The sequence below is a fragment of the Ornithinimicrobium carbonis genome (genome assembly GCF_050703245.1).
Classification (GTDB): domain Bacteria; phylum Actinomycetota; class Actinomycetes; order Actinomycetales; family Dermatophilaceae; genus Ornithinicoccus.
The window spans coordinates 1,507,842-1,523,617 of sequence record NZ_CP192647.1 but is presented as its reverse complement, the minus strand read 5'-3'; the positions used below and the strand labels follow the sequence as shown (position 1 = coordinate 1,523,617).

Annotated in this window: 13 protein-coding genes and 2 pseudogenes; 11 read left to right on the top strand and 4 right to left on the bottom strand. The window is 72.6% G+C overall.

Features of this window, described 5'->3' with window-relative positions; genetic code table 11:
- The first annotated feature begins 1 nt into the window (after position 1).
- Entirely contained in the window at positions 2-637 is a 636-nt protein-coding gene (nthB, locus tag ACQ95T_RS07655; protein WP_425940756.1) for a nitrile hydratase subunit beta, read from the top strand.
- Complete coding sequence (locus tag ACQ95T_RS07650) at positions 634-993, top strand: nitrile hydratase accessory protein (RefSeq protein WP_425940754.1); 360 nt, start codon at positions 634-636, stop codon at positions 991-993. Before nthB ends, ACQ95T_RS07650 begins: the two co-directional genes overlap by 4 nt.
- A 63-nt stretch (positions 994-1,056) precedes the next feature.
- Here the strand turns inward: ACQ95T_RS07650 and ACQ95T_RS07645 are convergent, their stop codons facing one another.
- Positions 1,057-2,073, bottom strand: a complete 1,017-nt coding sequence (locus ACQ95T_RS07645) for a LacI family DNA-binding transcriptional regulator (protein ID WP_425940752.1) — start codon at positions 2,071-2,073, stop codon at positions 1,057-1,059.
- A gap of 171 nt (positions 2,074-2,244) precedes the next feature.
- On the opposite strand from ACQ95T_RS07645, the gene araB reads away from it, so the two are divergent.
- From araB to ACQ95T_RS07600, 9 genes and pseudogenes are all read left to right on the top strand, one after another.
- A complete protein-coding gene (gene araB, locus ACQ95T_RS07640; protein WP_425940750.1) occupies positions 2,245-3,981 on the top strand; it encodes a ribulokinase in 1,737 nt (578 codons plus the stop codon).
- Positions 3,978-4,694, top strand: coding sequence for an L-ribulose-5-phosphate 4-epimerase (locus ACQ95T_RS07635; RefSeq protein ID WP_425940748.1), 717 nt, complete (start codon positions 3,978-3,980; stop codon positions 4,692-4,694). Before araB ends, ACQ95T_RS07635 begins: the two co-directional genes overlap by 4 nt.
- A complete protein-coding gene (gene araA, locus ACQ95T_RS07630) occupies positions 4,691-6,199 on the top strand; it encodes an L-arabinose isomerase (protein WP_425940746.1) in 1,509 nt (502 codons plus the stop codon). The genes ACQ95T_RS07635 and araA overlap by 4 nt, the downstream gene beginning before the upstream one ends.
- Positions 6,200-6,306: 107 nt before the next feature.
- A complete protein-coding gene (gene chvE, locus ACQ95T_RS07625; RefSeq protein WP_425940744.1) occupies positions 6,307-7,485 on the top strand; it encodes a multiple monosaccharide ABC transporter substrate-binding protein in 1,179 nt (392 codons plus the stop codon).
- 141 nt (positions 7,486-7,626) lie between these two features.
- The gene (mmsA, locus tag ACQ95T_RS07620) at positions 7,627-9,168 is read left to right on the top strand and encodes a multiple monosaccharide ABC transporter ATP-binding protein (protein ID WP_425940742.1); all 1,542 of its coding nucleotides are present in this window, start codon (positions 7,627-7,629) and stop codon (positions 9,166-9,168) included.
- A pseudogene (gene mmsB, locus ACQ95T_RS07615) lies at positions 9,165-10,336 on the top strand (multiple monosaccharide ABC transporter permease). The gene mmsA and the pseudogene mmsB overlap by 4 nt, the downstream one beginning before the upstream one ends.
- A gap of 10 nt (positions 10,337-10,346) precedes the next feature.
- Positions 10,347-11,335 (top strand): annotated as a pseudogene (locus tag ACQ95T_RS07610) (aldo/keto reductase).
- Positions 11,336-11,432: 97 nt separating this feature from the next.
- Positions 11,433-12,590, top strand: coding sequence for an acyl-CoA dehydrogenase family protein (locus ACQ95T_RS07605; protein WP_425940737.1), 1,158 nt, complete (start codon positions 11,433-11,435; stop codon positions 12,588-12,590).
- Positions 12,591-12,661: 71 nt separating this feature from the next.
- Entirely contained in the window at positions 12,662-13,558 is an 897-nt protein-coding gene (locus tag ACQ95T_RS07600) for an LLM class flavin-dependent oxidoreductase (RefSeq protein ID WP_425940735.1), read from the top strand.
- A gap of 19 nt (positions 13,559-13,577) precedes the next feature.
- Here the strand turns inward: ACQ95T_RS07600 and ACQ95T_RS07595 are convergent, their stop codons facing one another.
- Genes ACQ95T_RS07595 through ACQ95T_RS07585 form a run of 3 tightly spaced genes read right to left on the bottom strand, consistent with a single transcriptional unit; the run spans position 13,578 to position 15,775 of the window.
- Positions 13,578-14,213 (bottom strand): SHOCT domain-containing protein, encoded by a 636-nt coding sequence (locus ACQ95T_RS07595; RefSeq protein WP_425940734.1) that lies wholly within the window; start codon positions 14,211-14,213, stop codon positions 13,578-13,580.
- Between the two features lie 52 nt (positions 14,214-14,265).
- Positions 14,266-15,138, bottom strand: a complete 873-nt coding sequence (locus ACQ95T_RS07590; protein WP_425940733.1) for a biotin-dependent carboxyltransferase family protein — start codon at positions 15,136-15,138, stop codon at positions 14,266-14,268.
- Positions 15,139-15,169: 31 nt separating this feature from the next.
- Positions 15,170-15,775: a 5-oxoprolinase subunit B family protein gene (locus tag ACQ95T_RS07585; protein WP_425940731.1), complete on the bottom strand. Its 606-nt coding sequence runs from the start codon at positions 15,773-15,775 to the stop codon at positions 15,170-15,172.
- Position 15,776 lies beyond the last annotated feature (1 nt).

Here is a 15,776-nt window from a genome sequence, read left to right as displayed (position 1 = left end):
CGTGGACGGCGTGCACGACCTCGGCGGGATGCACGGCTTCGGACCGGTGCGCCCCGAGGCGGACGAGCCGACCTTCCACGCCGACTGGGAGCGCCGGGCGCTCGCGCTCACGCTGGCCACGGGTGCCCTGGGCCGGTGGAACATCGACCAGATGCGCCACGTGCGGGAGTCGCTGCCGCCGGCCGTCTACCTCACCAGCAGCTACTACCGGATCTGGACCCTGGGGCTGGAGCGGGCCGTCGCCGCGCTGGGGCTGCTCGAGCGCGACGACCTGGAGGCGCGGTCCGCGGAGCAGCTGCGGAAGGGGTTCTCCACTCCCGGCAGCTACGAGCGTCCGACCTCCCGGCCGCCCGCCTTCGCAGCGGGACAGCAGGTGCGGGCCAGGAACATCCACCCCCGTGGGCACACCCGCCTGCCCCGGTACGCCCGCGGCCACGTCGGCACCGTCGTGGCGGTCCACGGTGCGCACGTCTTCCCGGACCGGCACGCGGCACCGCTCGGCCGGCCGGCGGAAGAGGCGCCCGAGTGGCTCTACACCGTCGACTTCCCCGCCCGCGAGCTCTGGGGGGAGGAGGCCGACCCGACGGTGACCGTCTCGGTCGACGCGTGGGAGCCCTACCTGGAGGTGCCGGCATGAGCACCGCGGCCCGGACGCTGGCCTCGATCTCGGCCGCGTGCGGCGAGAGCCTGCCCCTGCCGCCCCGTGGCGACGAGCAGGTCTTCGCCGCGCCCTGGCAGGCGCAGGTGTTCGCGATGACCGTGGCCCTGCACGAGCGCGGGATCTTCACCTGGCCCGAGTGGGCAGACGTCCTGGCGCGCCACGTCGCCCGCGGCGCCGCCGACGGCGCCGACTACTACGAACGCTGGGAGGACGCGCTCGAGGAGCTGCTGCACACCCGCGGGATCGCCACCGCCGCCGAGGTGGGCCGCGCCACGCGGGCCTGGCACGAGGCCGCCGCGCGCACCCCGCACGGGCAGCCGATCGAGCTGTAGCCGGCCCTCAGGGTCCGGTGCGGGTGCCCACCGTCACCGGCGGCGGGCGCCGCCAGCGGGAGGTCAGCCGGCGGCGTCCGGCACGGGGCCGGTGCTGCTGCGCACCACGAGCGCGGGTGAGACGAGCACCTCGGGCTCGACCGGCAGTCCCTCGACGAGCTTGAGCAGCTGCTCGATGCCCACCTCGCCCGCCCGCCGGAACTCCTGCTCGACCGTGGTCAGGGGCGGGAAGTACCACCCGCTCTCGGGAGTGTTGTCGTAGCCGACGACGCTGACGTCGGCGGGGACGCGCAGACCCGCCCCGCAGAGGGCGGACAGCAGCCCCAGGGCCATCTGGTCGTTGGCCGCGTAGACCGCCGTCACCCCCGCCGCCTGCATCCGGGGCCAGGCCTCGAAGCCCGACCGGGCCGACCAGTCCCCGTCGACGCGCACGCCGCCGTCCAGGCCGTGGTCGGCGAGCACCCTCTCCCAGCCCACCGTGCGCAGCCGCGCCTCCGACCAGTCGGCGGGACCGGCCACGTGCCCGATCCGCGTGTGCCCCAGCGAGGCCAGGTGCTCCCCGGCCAGGGCTCCACCGGTCTCGTTGTCGCTGGCGACGAGCGGCCGTCCGGGGAGGCGCGCCTCCAGCGCCAGGACGGGCAGGTCGTCCGGCAGCACGGAGTCGACCAGCTCGGCCTGCTCGTCCGTCGGTGCGACCACCACCAGCCCCTCCACCTCGCGCTGCAGGAGGTCGTCCAGGACGGCGCGCGACTGCCGGGGCTCGAGCCCGGCGAGGGAGACGGAGTATGGCGTGTAGCGGCGCGCGCGGGCGGCGGCCTCGACCGCCTGGATGGTCGACATGGGACCGAAGTAGGGCCCGACGAAGGTGACCACCCCCACGGCCCGGGTCCGGCGGGCGGCGAGGCTGCGGGCGGAGGCGCTGGGCCGGTAGCCGAGCCGGGTCATCGCCTCGCGCACCCGGCGCTCGGTCGCCTCGGCCACGTTGGGCGCCGCGTTGACCACCCGGGAGACGGTCTGGTGGGACACGCCCGACTCGCGGGCGACGTCGTACATCGTCGGACGCCCCTTGTGCGCACCCATGACGCCATCCTTCCACGCCCAGGACCGGAGCCCCGTGACCGGATCGTGATCTGTCGGCCCCTTGACAGGAACCGGGTTGTGAGCGCTAACGTACCGCTCAGCGTTAGCGCTCACAACCACCCGGACCGGGTGCTGCGGGCGCGACCACCTCGACGGCGAGGAAGGAGCTCGATGAACATCGCCGAAGCACCCCGGCCGACGGGTCCGGACGCCCTCGTGGTGGGGGTCGACTACGGCACCCTGTCGGGCCGCGCGGTCGTCGTGCGGGCCGCCGACGGCCAGATCCTGGGATCGGCCGTGCACCCCTACCCGCACGCCGTGATGGAGGAGGCGCTGACCGCGGGCCCCTCCGCCGGCGCACCCCTTCCCCCCGACTGGGCCCTGCAGGTGCCCGCGGACTACGTCGAGGTGCTCACGGTCGCCGTGCCCGCCGCCCTGCGCCAGGCGCGCGAGGAGCACGGGGTGCAGGCCGACCAGGTGGTGGGGATCGCGACGGACTTCACCGCGTGCACCATGGTGCCCACGACCGAGGACGGCACGCCGCTGAACGAGCTGCCCGGGCTGGCCGACCGTCCGCACGCCTACGTCAAGCTCTGGAAGCACCACGCCGCCCAGCCGCACGCCGACCGGATCAACACCCTGGCGCACGAGCGCGGCGAGCCGTGGATCAGCCGCTACGGCGGGCTGATCTCCTCGGAGTGGGAGTTCGCCAAGGGCCTGCAGCTGCTCGAGGAGGACCCCGAGGTCTACGCCACGATGCAGCACTGGGTCGAGGCCGCCGACTGGATCGTCTGGCAGCTGTGCGGTGACTACGTCCGCAACGCCTGCACGGCCGGCTACAAGGGCATCCGACAGGACGGGGCCTACCCCTCCCCCGACTTCCTGTCCGCCCTCGACCCCGGTTTCGCCGACTTCGTCTCCGACAAGCTCGAGCACCGCATCGGCCAGCTGGGAGAGCAGGCCGGCCGGCTCACGGCGCAGGCCGCCTCCTGGACCGGCCTTCCCGAGGGCATCGCGGTCGCGGTCGGCAACGTCGACGCCCACGTCACCGCGCCCGCGGCCGGTGCCGTCGAGCCCGGCCAGATGGTCGCGATCATGGGCACCTCCACCTGCCACGTCATGAACGGGGACGCCCTGGCCGAGGTCCCCGGCATGTGCGGGGTCGTCGACGGTGGCATCGTCGAGGGGCTGTGGGGCTACGAGGCCGGCCAGTCCGGCGTGGGCGACATCTTCGGCTGGTTCGTCGACCACGGCGTTCCCGGCAGCTACCACGAGGAGGCCGCCGCCCGCGGCATCTCGACGCACGAGCTGCTCACCGAGAGGGCCGCCGCCCAGCAGGTCGGCGAGCACGGTCTCGTCGCGCTGGACTGGCACTCGGGCAACCGCTCGGTCCTGGTCGACCACGAGCTCTCCGGCCTGGTCCTCGGCCAGACCCTGGCCACGCGGGCGGAGGACGTCTACCGCGCCCTGCTCGAGGCGACCGCCTTCGGCACGCGCGTCATCGTCGAGACCTTCCAGGACGCCGGCGTGCCCGTCACCGAGTTCATCGTCGCCGGCGGCCTGCTGAAGAACCCCCTGCTCATGCAGATCTACGCCGACGTCACCCGCCTGCCGCTGTCGACCATCGCCACCGACCAGGGACCCGCGCTCGGGTCGGCCATCCACGCCGCCGTCGCGGCCGGCGTCCATCCCGACGTCCGGACCGCGGCCGCCGCGATGGGCAAGGTCGACCGGGCCGTCTACACCCCCGACCCCGAGCGGGCCGCCCGCTACGACCGGCTCTTCGCCGAGTACCGCCTGCTCCACGACCACTTCGGGCGCGGCGGCAACGACGTCATGCGCCGGCTGCGGGCGCTGCGCCGGGAGGCGCACGCCCCCGCCGGAGCCGTCGCGGAGGTGCCCCGGTGACGCTGGCGGCATACTCCTCCGCGGTCCGGGACGAGGTCGCCCGCGTGCGCGAGGTCGTGGCCCGCCTGCACGCCGAGCTGCCCCGGTGGGAGCTCGTCGTGTGGACCGCCGGCAACGTCTCGCAGCGGGTGCCGGGCGCCGACCTGTTCGTCATCAAGCCCAGCGGCGTCGGCTACGACGAGCTCTCCCCGGAGGCCATGGTGGTCTGCGACCTGGACGGCGTCCTCGTCGACGGCGACCGCGCCCCCTCCTCCGACACCGCCGCCCACGCCTACGTCTACCGGCACCTGCCCGAGGTGGGCGGGGTCGTGCACACCCACTCCACGTATGCCGTGGCCTGGGCCGCGCGCGGCGAGGAGATCCCCTGCGTGCTGACGATGATGGCCGACGAGTTCGGCGGGCCGGTCCCGGTGGGCCCGTTCGCGCTCATCGGGGACGACTCCATCGGCCGCGGCATCGTGGAGACCCTGCGCCGCTCGCGCAGCCGGGCCGTCCTCATGCAGAACCACGGACCGTTCACCGTCGGCCCCGACGCGCGCGCCGCGGTCAAGGCGGCCGTCATGGTCGAGGAGGTGGCCCGCACCGTGCACGTCGCCCGCCAGCTGGGCGAGCCGCTGCCCATCCCCCGGGCCGACGTCGACCGGCTCTACGAGCGCTACCAGCACGTCTACGGCCAACCGGCCGCCGCCCCGACCCAGGAGAGCACCCGATGACCAAGCCCTTCGGCGAGCAGGAGATCTGGTTCTGCACCGGCAGCCAGGACCTCTACGGCGAGGACACCCTGCGCCAGGTCGCGGAGCAGTCCCGGGCCATCGCCGACCAGCTGGACGCCTCCACGCACGTGCCGGCCCGGGTGGTGTGGAAGCCGGTGCTCAAGGACCGGGAGGCCATCCACCGGCTGGCCCTGGAGGCCAACGCCGACCCGCGGTGCATCGGCGTCGTCGCCTGGATGCACACCTTCTCCCCGGCCAAGATGTGGATCGCCGGGCTGGGCGCCCTGGACGTGCCGCTGCTCCACCTGCACACCCAGGCCGACGTCGAGCTGCCGTGGTCGACGATCGACATGGACTTCATGAACCTCAACCAGGCCGCGCACGGCGACCGGGAGTTCGGCTACATCCAGAGCCGGATGGGCGTGCGGCGCACCATCGTCGCCGGTCACTTCTCGCACGAGCCGGTGCAGCGGCGGGTGGGCACCTGGGTCCGGGCCGCCGCCGGCTGGGCCGCGACCCGCGACCTGCGGCTGGTCCGCTTCGGGGACAACATGCGCAACGTCGCGGTCACCGAGGGCGACAAGACCGAGGCGGAGATCCGTTTCGGGGTCTCGGTCAACACCTGGGGAGTGAACGACCTGGCGGCGGCCGTCGACCAGGTCGCCGACACCGAGGTGGACGCGCTGGTGGCGGAGTACGAGGACCTCTACGACGTCGCCCCCGAGCTGCGGCGCGGTGGCGGGCGGCACGCCTCGCTGCGCCACGGGGCGGCCCAGGAGCTGGCCCTGCTGGCCTTTCTGGAGTCGGTCGGCGCCTCCGCCTTCACGACCACCTTCGAGGACCTGGGTGCGCTGCGGCAGCTGCCCGGCCTGGCGGTCCAGCGGCTCATGGCCGCCGGCTACGGCTTCGGTGCCGAGGGCGACTGGAAGACCGCCATCCTCGTGCGGGCCGCGAAGGTCATGGGCGAGGGGCTGCCGGGCGGGGCCTCCCTGATGGAGGACTACACCTACGACCTCACGCCCGGGAAGGAGCTCATCCTCGGGGCGCACATGCTCGAGATCTGCCCCTCCCTGACCACCGCGCGGCCCAGCCTGCAGATCCACCCGCTGTCCATCGGCGACCGGGAGGACCCGGTGCGCCTGGTCTTCTCCGCCGACCCCGGCGAGGGCGTGGTCGTGGCGATGTCGGACCTGCGCGACCGCTTCCGGCTCACGGCCAACGTCGTCGACGTCGTCGAGCCGGTGCAGGACCTGCCCCGCCTGCCGGTCGCCCACGCCGTCTGGCGCCCCCGTCCGGACCTGGCCACCTCGGCCGAGTCCTGGATGCTCGCCGGCGCGGCCCACCACACGGTCCTGTCCACCCAGCTGCCGGTCGAGGCCTTCGAGATCTTCGCCGACATCGCCGGCACCGAGCTGCTCGTCATCGACGAGGAGACCACCGCGCGGGGGTTCGCCCGCGAGGTGCGCTGGAACCAGGCCTACCACCGGCTGGCCCAGGGGATGTGAGGCCGGACCGACGAGCAGCACGACCAGCACGACCACCCGCCACCCGTACGACGCAGGACCCACGCACCACCGACGCAGGACCCACGCACCACCATCAAGGAGTGAACATGTCCATTCGAATCCGGCGGATCACCGCCATCGCAGCGGCCGGAACCCTGGCCCTCGGACTGACCGCCTGCGGCGGCGAGGGCGCGGGCGACACCGGCGACGACGACACCGGGGCCACCGGTGGGGAGGCCGCCGCCGGCGGCGAGGACGTCACCGTCGGGGTCGCCATGCCCACGCAGACGTCCGAGCGCTGGATCGCCGACGGCGAGTCCGTCCAGGCGGGCCTGGAGGAGGCCGGCTACCAGGTCGACCTGCAGTTCGCCAACGACGACATCCCCACCCAGAGCCAGCAGATCGACCAGATGATCACCAACGGCGCCGACGCCCTGGTCATCGCCGCGATCGACGGCACCGCCCTGTCCAGCCAGCTGGACGCGGCGGCCGCGGCCGACATCCCGGTCATCTCCTACGACCGTCTCATCCGGGACAGCGAGAACGTCGACTTCTACGTCACCTTCGACAACTACAACGTCGGCGTCCAGCAGGCGACCTCCCTGCTGGTCGGTCTGGGCATCCTCGACAAGGACGGCAACGAGACCGACGAGGAGGGCCCCTTCAACATCGAGCTCTTCGCCGGGTCGCTGGACGACAACAACGCGCACTTCTTCTGGGACGGCGCGATGGACACGCTGCAGCCCTACATGGACTCCGGCGTCCTGGAGGTGCCGTCCGGGCAGACCGACATCGAGCAGGCGGCCACCCTCCGGTGGCAGCAGGAGACCGCCCAGCGCCGGATGGAGGACCTGCTGACCAGCTCCTACGCCGGCGGCAGCGAGCCCCTCGCCGGTGTCCTGTCCCCCTACGACGGGCTGTCCCGCGGCATCATCACCGCGCTGCAGAACGCCGGCTACGGCGACACCATCGAGGACGGACTGCCCGTGGTCACCGGTCAGGACGCCGAGATCGCCTCGGTCAAGCTGATCGCCGACGACGTGCAGTTCTCGACCATCTTCAAGGACACCCGCAAGCTGGCCGACCAGGCCGTGGTCACGGTGGAGTCGTTCCTGGGCGGCTCGGAGCCGGAGGCCAACGACACCGAGAGCTACGACAACGGCGTCAAGGTCGTCCCGTCCTTCCTCCTGGAGTCGGACATCGTCTACGAGGACAACATCCAGAGCCTGCTCGTCGACTCCGGCTACTGGACCGCCGAGGAGGTCGAGTCGGGCGTCGCCGAGTGACCCCGACCCGCCGGCCCGGCCGCAGCTGCGGCCGGGCCGGCGGGACCGCACCGGCGTCTCTCGCCCGCGCCCGCGCCCGCGCACACCCCATACCCCTCCCTGCCCCCAGATCCGCCACCGGCCCCGAGTGAGGACCGTCGCATGACCGACACCATCCTGCAGATGCGGGACATCACCAAGACCTTCCCCGGCGTGAAGGCGCTCGAGAACGTCAGCCTCGACGTCCGACGCGGCGAGATCCACGCCATCTGCGGCGAGAACGGCGCGGGCAAGTCCACGCTGATGAAGGTGCTCTCCGGGGTCTACCCGCACGGCACCTACGACGGGCAGATCCTGCTGGACGGGCAGGAGGTGTCCTTCTCCCGGATCAACGACAGCGAGGAGAAGGGCATCGTCATCATCCACCAGGAGCTGGCCCTGGTCCCCCACCTGTCGGTCGCCGAGAACATGTACCTCGGCAACGAGCGCCGGGGGACCCTGGGGCTGATCGACTGGCACCAGACCAACGCCGACGCGGCCGAGCTGATGAGGCGCGTGGGCCTGCGCGAGCAGCCGGTCACCCAGATCGGGCACCTGGGCGTGGGCAAGCAGCAGCTGGTCGAGATCGCCAAGGCCCTGTCCAAGGACGTCCGGCTGCTGATCCTCGACGAGCCCACCGCCGCGCTGAACGACCGGGACTCCGAGCACCTCCTCGGCCTGCTGCGCCAGCTCAACGAGCAGGGCGTGACCTGCATCATGATCTCGCACAAGCTCAACGAGATCGCCGAGATCGCCGACCGCACCACGATCATCCGGGACGGGCACACGGTGGAGACGCTCGACATGAGCGACCCCGCCTCGACCCAGGACCGGATCATCCGGGGCATGGTCGGCCGCGACCTGGAGCACCGCTACCCCGAGCGCACGCCCCAGATCGGCGAGGAGCTGTTCCGGGTGGAGGGGTGGACCGTGGACCACCCGACCCAGTCCGGTCGTCGGATCGTCGAGGACGCCTCCCTCACCGTGCGGGCCGGCGAGGTCGTCGGCATCGCCGGCCTCATGGGCGCCGGACGCACCGAGCTGGCGATGAGCATCTTCGGGCGCACGTGGGGCCGGTACGTCTCCGGCAAGACCTACCTGCGCGGCGAGGAGGTCCGCATGCGCAGCGTCTCCGACGCCATCGAGGCCGGCGTGGCCTACGCCACCGAGGACCGCAAGCGCTACGGGCTGAACCTCATCGACGACGTCCGGCACAACACGACCGCGGCGGCCCTGTCGAGGATCTCCCGCGCCGGCTGGGTCAACGGGCTCGAGGAGCTCAAGGTCGCCAACCAGTACCGCGAGGACCTGAACACCAGGACCCCCTCGGTGCTCACCCCCGTCGGCAAGCTGTCCGGCGGCAACCAGCAGAAGGTCGTCCTCGCCAAGTGGCTGATGACCGAGCCCGAGGTGCTCATCCTCGACGAACCCACCCGCGGCATCGACGTCGGGGCCAAGTTCGAGATCTACACGATCATCAACCGGATGGTCGGGGAGGGCAAGGGCGTGCTGGTCATCTCCTCCGAGCTGCCCGAGCTGCTCGGCGTCTGCGACCGCATCTACACCCTCGCCTCCGGGCGCATCACCGGTGAGCTCCCGACGCAGGAAGCCACCCAGGAACGGCTCATGGCCCTCATGACCATGGAGAAGGAGACTGCCCGATGACCGGGACGATGAACCTCAAGGACCTCCTCACCCACAACCTGCGCCAGAGGGGATCCTGTTCGCCTTCGTGGTGATCGTGGGGATGTTCGCGCTGCTGCACCCCAACTTCCTCTCGCCGGGGAACATCTCCAACATCGTCCTGCAGTACTCCTACATCCTCATCCTGGCGATCGGCATGATCATCGTCATCATCGGCGGTCACATCGACCTGTCGGTGGGATCGTTGGTGGCCCTCACCGGGGCGACCTCCGCGGTGGTCGTCGTGCAGAACGGCCAGCCCTGGTGGCTCGGCGCGCTCGCCGCGCTGGTGGTCGGCGTGCTGGCCGGGATGTGGCAGGGCTTCTGGGTCGCCTACGTCGGCATCCCCGCCTTCATCGTCACCCTCGCCGGGATGCTCATCTTCCGCGGGCTGACCTTCCTGGTCCTGGACAACATCTCGCTGTCACCCTTCGGCGGCACCTACTACGAGATCGCCAACGGCTTCCAGAACGGGCTGCTCGGCGGACGGGGCGTGGACGTCTTCACCCTGGTCATCTTCGCCGTCGCCGTGGCGGGGTATGCCGTGAACGCCTGGCGCAACCGGCGCGCGGCCATCGCCTACCAGCAGGAGGTCGTGGCGCTGCCGCTCTTCATCCTCAAGACCGTCTTCGTCGCCGCCGTCGTCATGTGGTTCGCCTACCAGCTCGCCTCCAGCCGCGGCCTGCCCAACGTGCTGATCCTGCTGGCCATCCTCGTCCTGGTCTACGGGCTGATCACCCAGAAGACGGTCTTCGGCCGCAACGTCTACGCGATCGGCGGCAACCTGCACGCCGCCCAGCTCTCGGGCGTGAAGGTCAAGAAGGTCAACTTCCTCATCTTCGTCAACATGGGCCTGCTGGCGGCCGTCGCCGGCATCGTCTACTCCTCCCGGATGAACGGTGCCCAGCCCGGGGCCGGCAACATGTTCGAGCTCGACGCCATCGCCGCCTGCTTCATCGGCGGGGCCGCGGTCACCGGTGGGATCGGCCGGGTGGGCGGTGCCATGATCGGTGGCCTGATCATGGCGGTCATGAGCAACGGGATGCAGCTGATGGGCATCGACCAGTCGGTCCAGCAGGTCGTCAAGGGCCTGGTGCTGCTGCTGGCCGTCGCCTTCGACGTCTGGAACAAGCGCCGTGCCGGAAACTGAGGAGAGTCGTATGGAGCACCGTCCCGTCCCGCGTCTGGACCGCGAGCTGAGCGTGATCGGGCTGGGCTGCTGGCAGCTCGGCGCCGACTGGGGGCAGGTGTCGGAGGAGCGGGCCCTGGAGATCCTCGCGGCCGCCGCCGACGCCGGCGTGACCTTCCTCGACACCGCCGACGTCTACGGCGACGGCCGGTCGGAGTCCCTGGTCGGCCGGTTCGTCCACGGGCGCGGCCGGGCCGGGTTCGTGGTCGCCACCAAGATGGGCCGGCGGGCGGACCCGCACGAGGCCGAGCAGTACACCCCCGACGCCCTGCGCCGGTGGAACGACCGCTCCCGCGAGCTGCTCGGCGACGACACGCTGGACCTGGTCCAGCTGCACTGCCCCCCCCGGCGGTCTACGCCCGGGACGACCTGTTCGACACCCTCGACGAGATGGTCGACGAGGGACGGATGAAGGCCTACGGCGTCTCGGTCGAGACCGCCGACGAGGCGCTGTCGGCCATCGCCCGACCCCGGGTGGCCACCGTGCAGATCATCCTCAACGTCCTGCGCCGCAAACCGCTGGAGCGGGTCACCGGGGCGGCCGCCGAGGCGGGCGTGGGCATCATCGCCCGGGTCCCCCTCGCCTCGGGCCTGCTCACGGGCAAGTTCGACGAGTCCTCCACCTTCGCCGCCGACGACCACCGCCAGTTCAACCGGCACGGTGAGGCCTTCGACGTCGGCGAGACCTTCGCCGGGGTGCCCTACGAGGTCGGTGTCGCGGCGGCCCGGGAGTTTGCCGCGATCGAGGGGGCCGCGGGCTCCACCCCCGCTCAGCGGGCCCTGCGCTGGATCGTCGACCAGCCCGGGGTCACCACCGCCATCCCTGGGGCGAGCTCCCCCGACCAGGCCCGCGCCAACGCCGCCGCCGCCTCGCTGCCGCCCACCGCCCCCGAGGACGCGGCCGCCTACGAACGGCTCTACGACCGGCACGCGCGGGAGCACGTCCACCACCGCTGGTAGACCGGCCGACCGGCAGACCGGCAGCCCTCCGGGGCCGACCCCGGCGCGCGTCGGCGGCATCGGCCAGACTGGAGCCAGGCCGACCGGAGGAGACACGATGCGACGGACCATCTTCACCGAGGACCACGAGGCGTTCCGGGCCTCGGTCCGCGGGTTCGTCGACCGCGTGCTGCGGCCCCGGGCGGAGGAGATGGTCCGGGAGCGGACCATCCCCGCCGACGTCTGGACCGAGGCGGGCCGCCAGGGGCTCTTCGGCCTGGAGATCCCCGAGGAGCACGGCGGTGCCGGCGCCGGGGACTACCGCTTCAACGCGGTCCTGTCCGAGGAGCAGGCCCGCTTCAGCTTCGCGGTCTCCTCCTGCTTCGGCATCCACGCCGACATCTGTCCTCCCTACCTCGTCGACCTCGGCACCGAGGAGCAGAAGGCGCGCTGGCTCCCCGGCATCGCCAGCGGGGAGCAGGTCGTCGGCATCGCCATGACCGAGCCCTCCGGCGGCAGCGACCTGGCCGCGCTGCGCACGAGCGCGGTGCGCGCCCAGGACGGGTCCGGCGACTGGCTGGTCGACGGCTCCAAGACGTTCATCACCAACGGCCACCGGTGCGACCTGGTCGTCGTCGCCGCCCGCACGGACCCCGCGGCGGGCGCCCGGGGCATCACGCTGTTCGTGCTGGAGGCCGGCATGCCCGGGTTCACCAAGGGCGGCAAGCTCGACAAGGTGGGCCAGGACGAGGCGGACACCTGCGAGCTCTTCTTCGACGGCGTCCGGGTGCCGGACCACCACCGCCTCGGCGCGCAGGGTCAGGGCTTCGTGGCCATGATGGAACGACTGCCCCAGGAACGGGTCGGGGCCGCGGTCGCCAACACCGCCCACGCCGCCCAGATCCTCACCGAGACGATCGACTACGCCAAGGAGCGGCAGGCGTTCGGCCGCCCGATCGGGACCTTCCAGCACACCCGGTTCCGGATCGCCGAGCTGGTCACCGCGGTCGAGGTCACCAGGGCCTTCGTCGACCAGTGCGTCCTGGCCCACGCCGAGGGCCGGCTCACCGGCGTCGACGCCGCGAAGGCGAAGTGGTGGTCCTCGCGGATGCAGAACGACGTGCTCGACGAGTGCGTGCAGCTGTGGGGCGGCTACGGCTACATGAACGAGTACCGGGTCGCCCGGGCCTGGCGGGACGCCCGGGTCAGCACGATCTGGGCCGGCTCCAACGAGATCATGAAGGAGATCATCGGTCGCAACCTGGGGCTGGCCTGACGCAGAACGGAGGCACCCCGTGACTGGTAGCGTCGCTGCCCATCTCGGGACCCCCGGTCGAGGAGCAAGCGATGGAGCCGACGCACGGAACCGCCACCCCCCGGTCGCCCCGACACGCGCTCATCCTGCCCAACCCCGAGGTCGGGGACGACGCCCCCGCGATGGTGGAGTATGCCGTCGCCGCCGAGGAGTCGGGGTGGGACGGCGTCTTCATGTGGGACGTGCTGGTCTGGCCGGCCGCGCCGGACGCGCTCGGGCGGGCCGGTGACCCGGAGCACTTCCGCCCGGAGACGTACGCCGCCCAGATCGACCCGGTCATCACGCTGGCCGGCATCGCCACCCGCACCGAGCGGATCACCCTGGGCACCTGGATCGTCCCGGCGGCACGGCGCCAGCCCTGGCAGCTGGCCCGCGACCTGGCGACGCTGGACCGCCTCTCCCGCGGACGGGTGGTGCTGGGCGTCGGGCTCGGCCGCCGCGCCGAGTACGACCTCTTCGGCGAGGAGTGGGACCCCCGGCGGGTGGGCCGGCGCTACGACGAGACCCTGGAGCTGCTGTCCCGCTTCTGGAGCGGCGAGCGGGTCACCTTCCACGGCGAGTTCTTCGACGTCGACGACGTGGCCCTGCTGCCCACCCCCGCGCAGCGGCCGCGCATCCCGATCCTCGTGGCGGCCTTCTGGCCCAACCGCCGGCCGGTGCGCCGGGCCGGCCGGTGGGACGGGCTCATGCCCGTCGTCGACCCGGACCCGGACGGCCCGGACCTGGCGGCGCTGATGACCTACTACCGCCAGGTGGCCGAGGAGCCCGGCGAGGTCTTCCTCTACGTCGACGCCCCCGCCCTGACGGACGCGCGGGTCGCGTCCTACGGCGAGCTGGGCGTCACCTGGCTCGCCTCCGACCTCATCACCGGCCGGCGGTCCTCCAGGGAGAACCTGGCCGCGATCAGGAGGGGCCCGCCGCCCTGGTGAGCCGCACCCGCGGGCCGGATCACCCCTGCGGGTCGGCCAGCAGCCGTGCCTTGGCCGCGGCGAACTCCTCGTCGGTCAGCGCTCCCCGCTCGTGCAGGTCGGCCAACGCCGCCAGGTGCACCACCAGCGGGTGGTCCGACCGGGCCCGCGGGCCGCCGGGCCGCGGCGCGGGGACGTCGTCCTGCGGCGACCCGTCCTCCCGGTCTCCTCCGGCCAGTGGCGGTGCGACCACCGGGATCACGGGCATGCCGCCGGAACCGGTGCGGGCGAGCACCTCCTCCAGCCGGTTGAAGGTCTGCCCGGTGAAGGTCAACGTCCCCAGGTTGACCTCGTCCTCGTCCGTGACCGCCGTCACCAGACCGGCGCTGAACACCTTCTGCCGCTCGATCCGGACGTCGGTGACGCGGGCACGGTCGACCTCGTCCACGACCGGCATGCCGACGTGCTGGTCGCCCAGCGTCAGCAGCCGGCGGTCCGTCACGACGAGCAGGGCCACCGACCGTCGGAAGCGGGTCACGGGGAACACCCCGAGCACCTGCTCCCCCGGCAGCAGGTTGAGGCGCAGCGACTGCCGGGCGACCGGCAGCAGCCACTGCACCTTCGGGTCGACGTATGCCGTGTCCTCCACCGGCCACCCGGACGTCTGCTCCCGCACGCATTTCCTCCCTGGTCCCTGACCACGCTCACCCCGCGGCCCGACGCAGACCCTATCGTCGCGTGGACGGTGCGTCGGCCCCGGCGGACCGGGCGGTGAACCGGACCTCCTGACCCGGCCGCAGCTGGGCGCACCGGTCGACGGCGTCGTCGTCGACGTACGCCATGACCGGGTAGCCGCCCGTCACCGGGTGGTCGGCCAGGAAGAGCACCGGCTGTCCCGACGGCGGGATCTGCACCGCCCCCCGCAGCATCCCCTCGCTCGTCAGCTCGCCCGAGCGCTCCCGCTCCAGCGGTGTGCCCTCCAGCCGCACGCCCACCCGGTTGGACTTGGGATCCACGACGTAGGTCTGCGACAGGAACAGCTCCCACGCCTCGTCCTCGAACCAGTCGCGCCGCGGTCCGGCGGTCACCGGCACCACGAGGAGGTCGTTCGTCGGCTCGGGCACGGGGGCCACGTCCACCCCCGGGACCGGCCGCGGCGTGGTCCCCACCGGCAGCAGGTCGCCCGCCTCGACCACCTTCGGTCCGAGCCCGGACAGCACGTCCGTGGCCCGGCTGCCCAGCACCGGCTCCACGGCGATCCCGCCGCGGACCGCGACATAGGTCCGCAGCCCGGCCTGGGGTATGCCGAGGCGCAGCTCCTCCCCCGCCCGCAGGGAGGCGGGGGCCAGGTGGGGCGCGCCCGGGCACCGCGCTCCGGTGGTGACGACGACGACGTCCTCGTCGGTCGTCAGGACCAGCCCGCCCAGGGTGACCTCGAGCGTCGCCAGGGTGGGGTGGTTGCCCACGAGCGCGTTGGCCAGCCGGTGCGCCCCGCGGTCGCAGCACCCGGAGCGGCCGACCCCCAGCGCGGCCTGCCCCAGCCGCCCGAAGTCCTGCACGGTCGTCAGCGGACCGGCCTCGACGACGGTCAGCGCGGTCACGTCCCGACCCCCGCACCCGCGGCATACCCGCTCATGACGCCTCCACGAACCGGACCGGGGTGCCGGGCAGGAGCAGGGAGGGCGGGTCGCGGTCGAGGTCGAACATCTCCACGAGCGCGTGCCCGACCAGCTGCCACCCGCCGGGCGACTCCCGCGGATAGACGGCGGTGAACTCCCCCGCGAGGGCGAGCGCCCCGGGCGGCACCTTCGTGCGCGGGGAGGAGCGCCGGGGCGTGTCCCAGTCGAAGCGGGTGCCGGCGATGTAGGCGAAACCGGGGGCGAAGCCGCAGAAGGCGACCGTCCACTCCTCCTCCTGGTGGCGGCGGACCAGCTCCTCGGTCGACCAGCCGAGCAGCTCGGCCGCCTCGTGCAGGTCCTCCCCGTCGTAGCGCACCGGGACCTCCACCGGGTCGCGCTCGGGGCCGGTGTGCCCGCCCGGGCGGACCGCGCGGACCGTCTGCTCCAGCTCGCGCAGGTCGGTGCCGCGGTCGGCGACGACGAGGATGGTCCGCCCGGCCGGGACCAGGTCCAGGACCGGCAGGTCGACGTCCTTCAGGGCGGCGTACCGCTCCAGGACCTCCTCCAGGGAGTCCATCTCCAGCAGCAACCCGCGCGAGCCGCTCGGCAGGACGCGCACC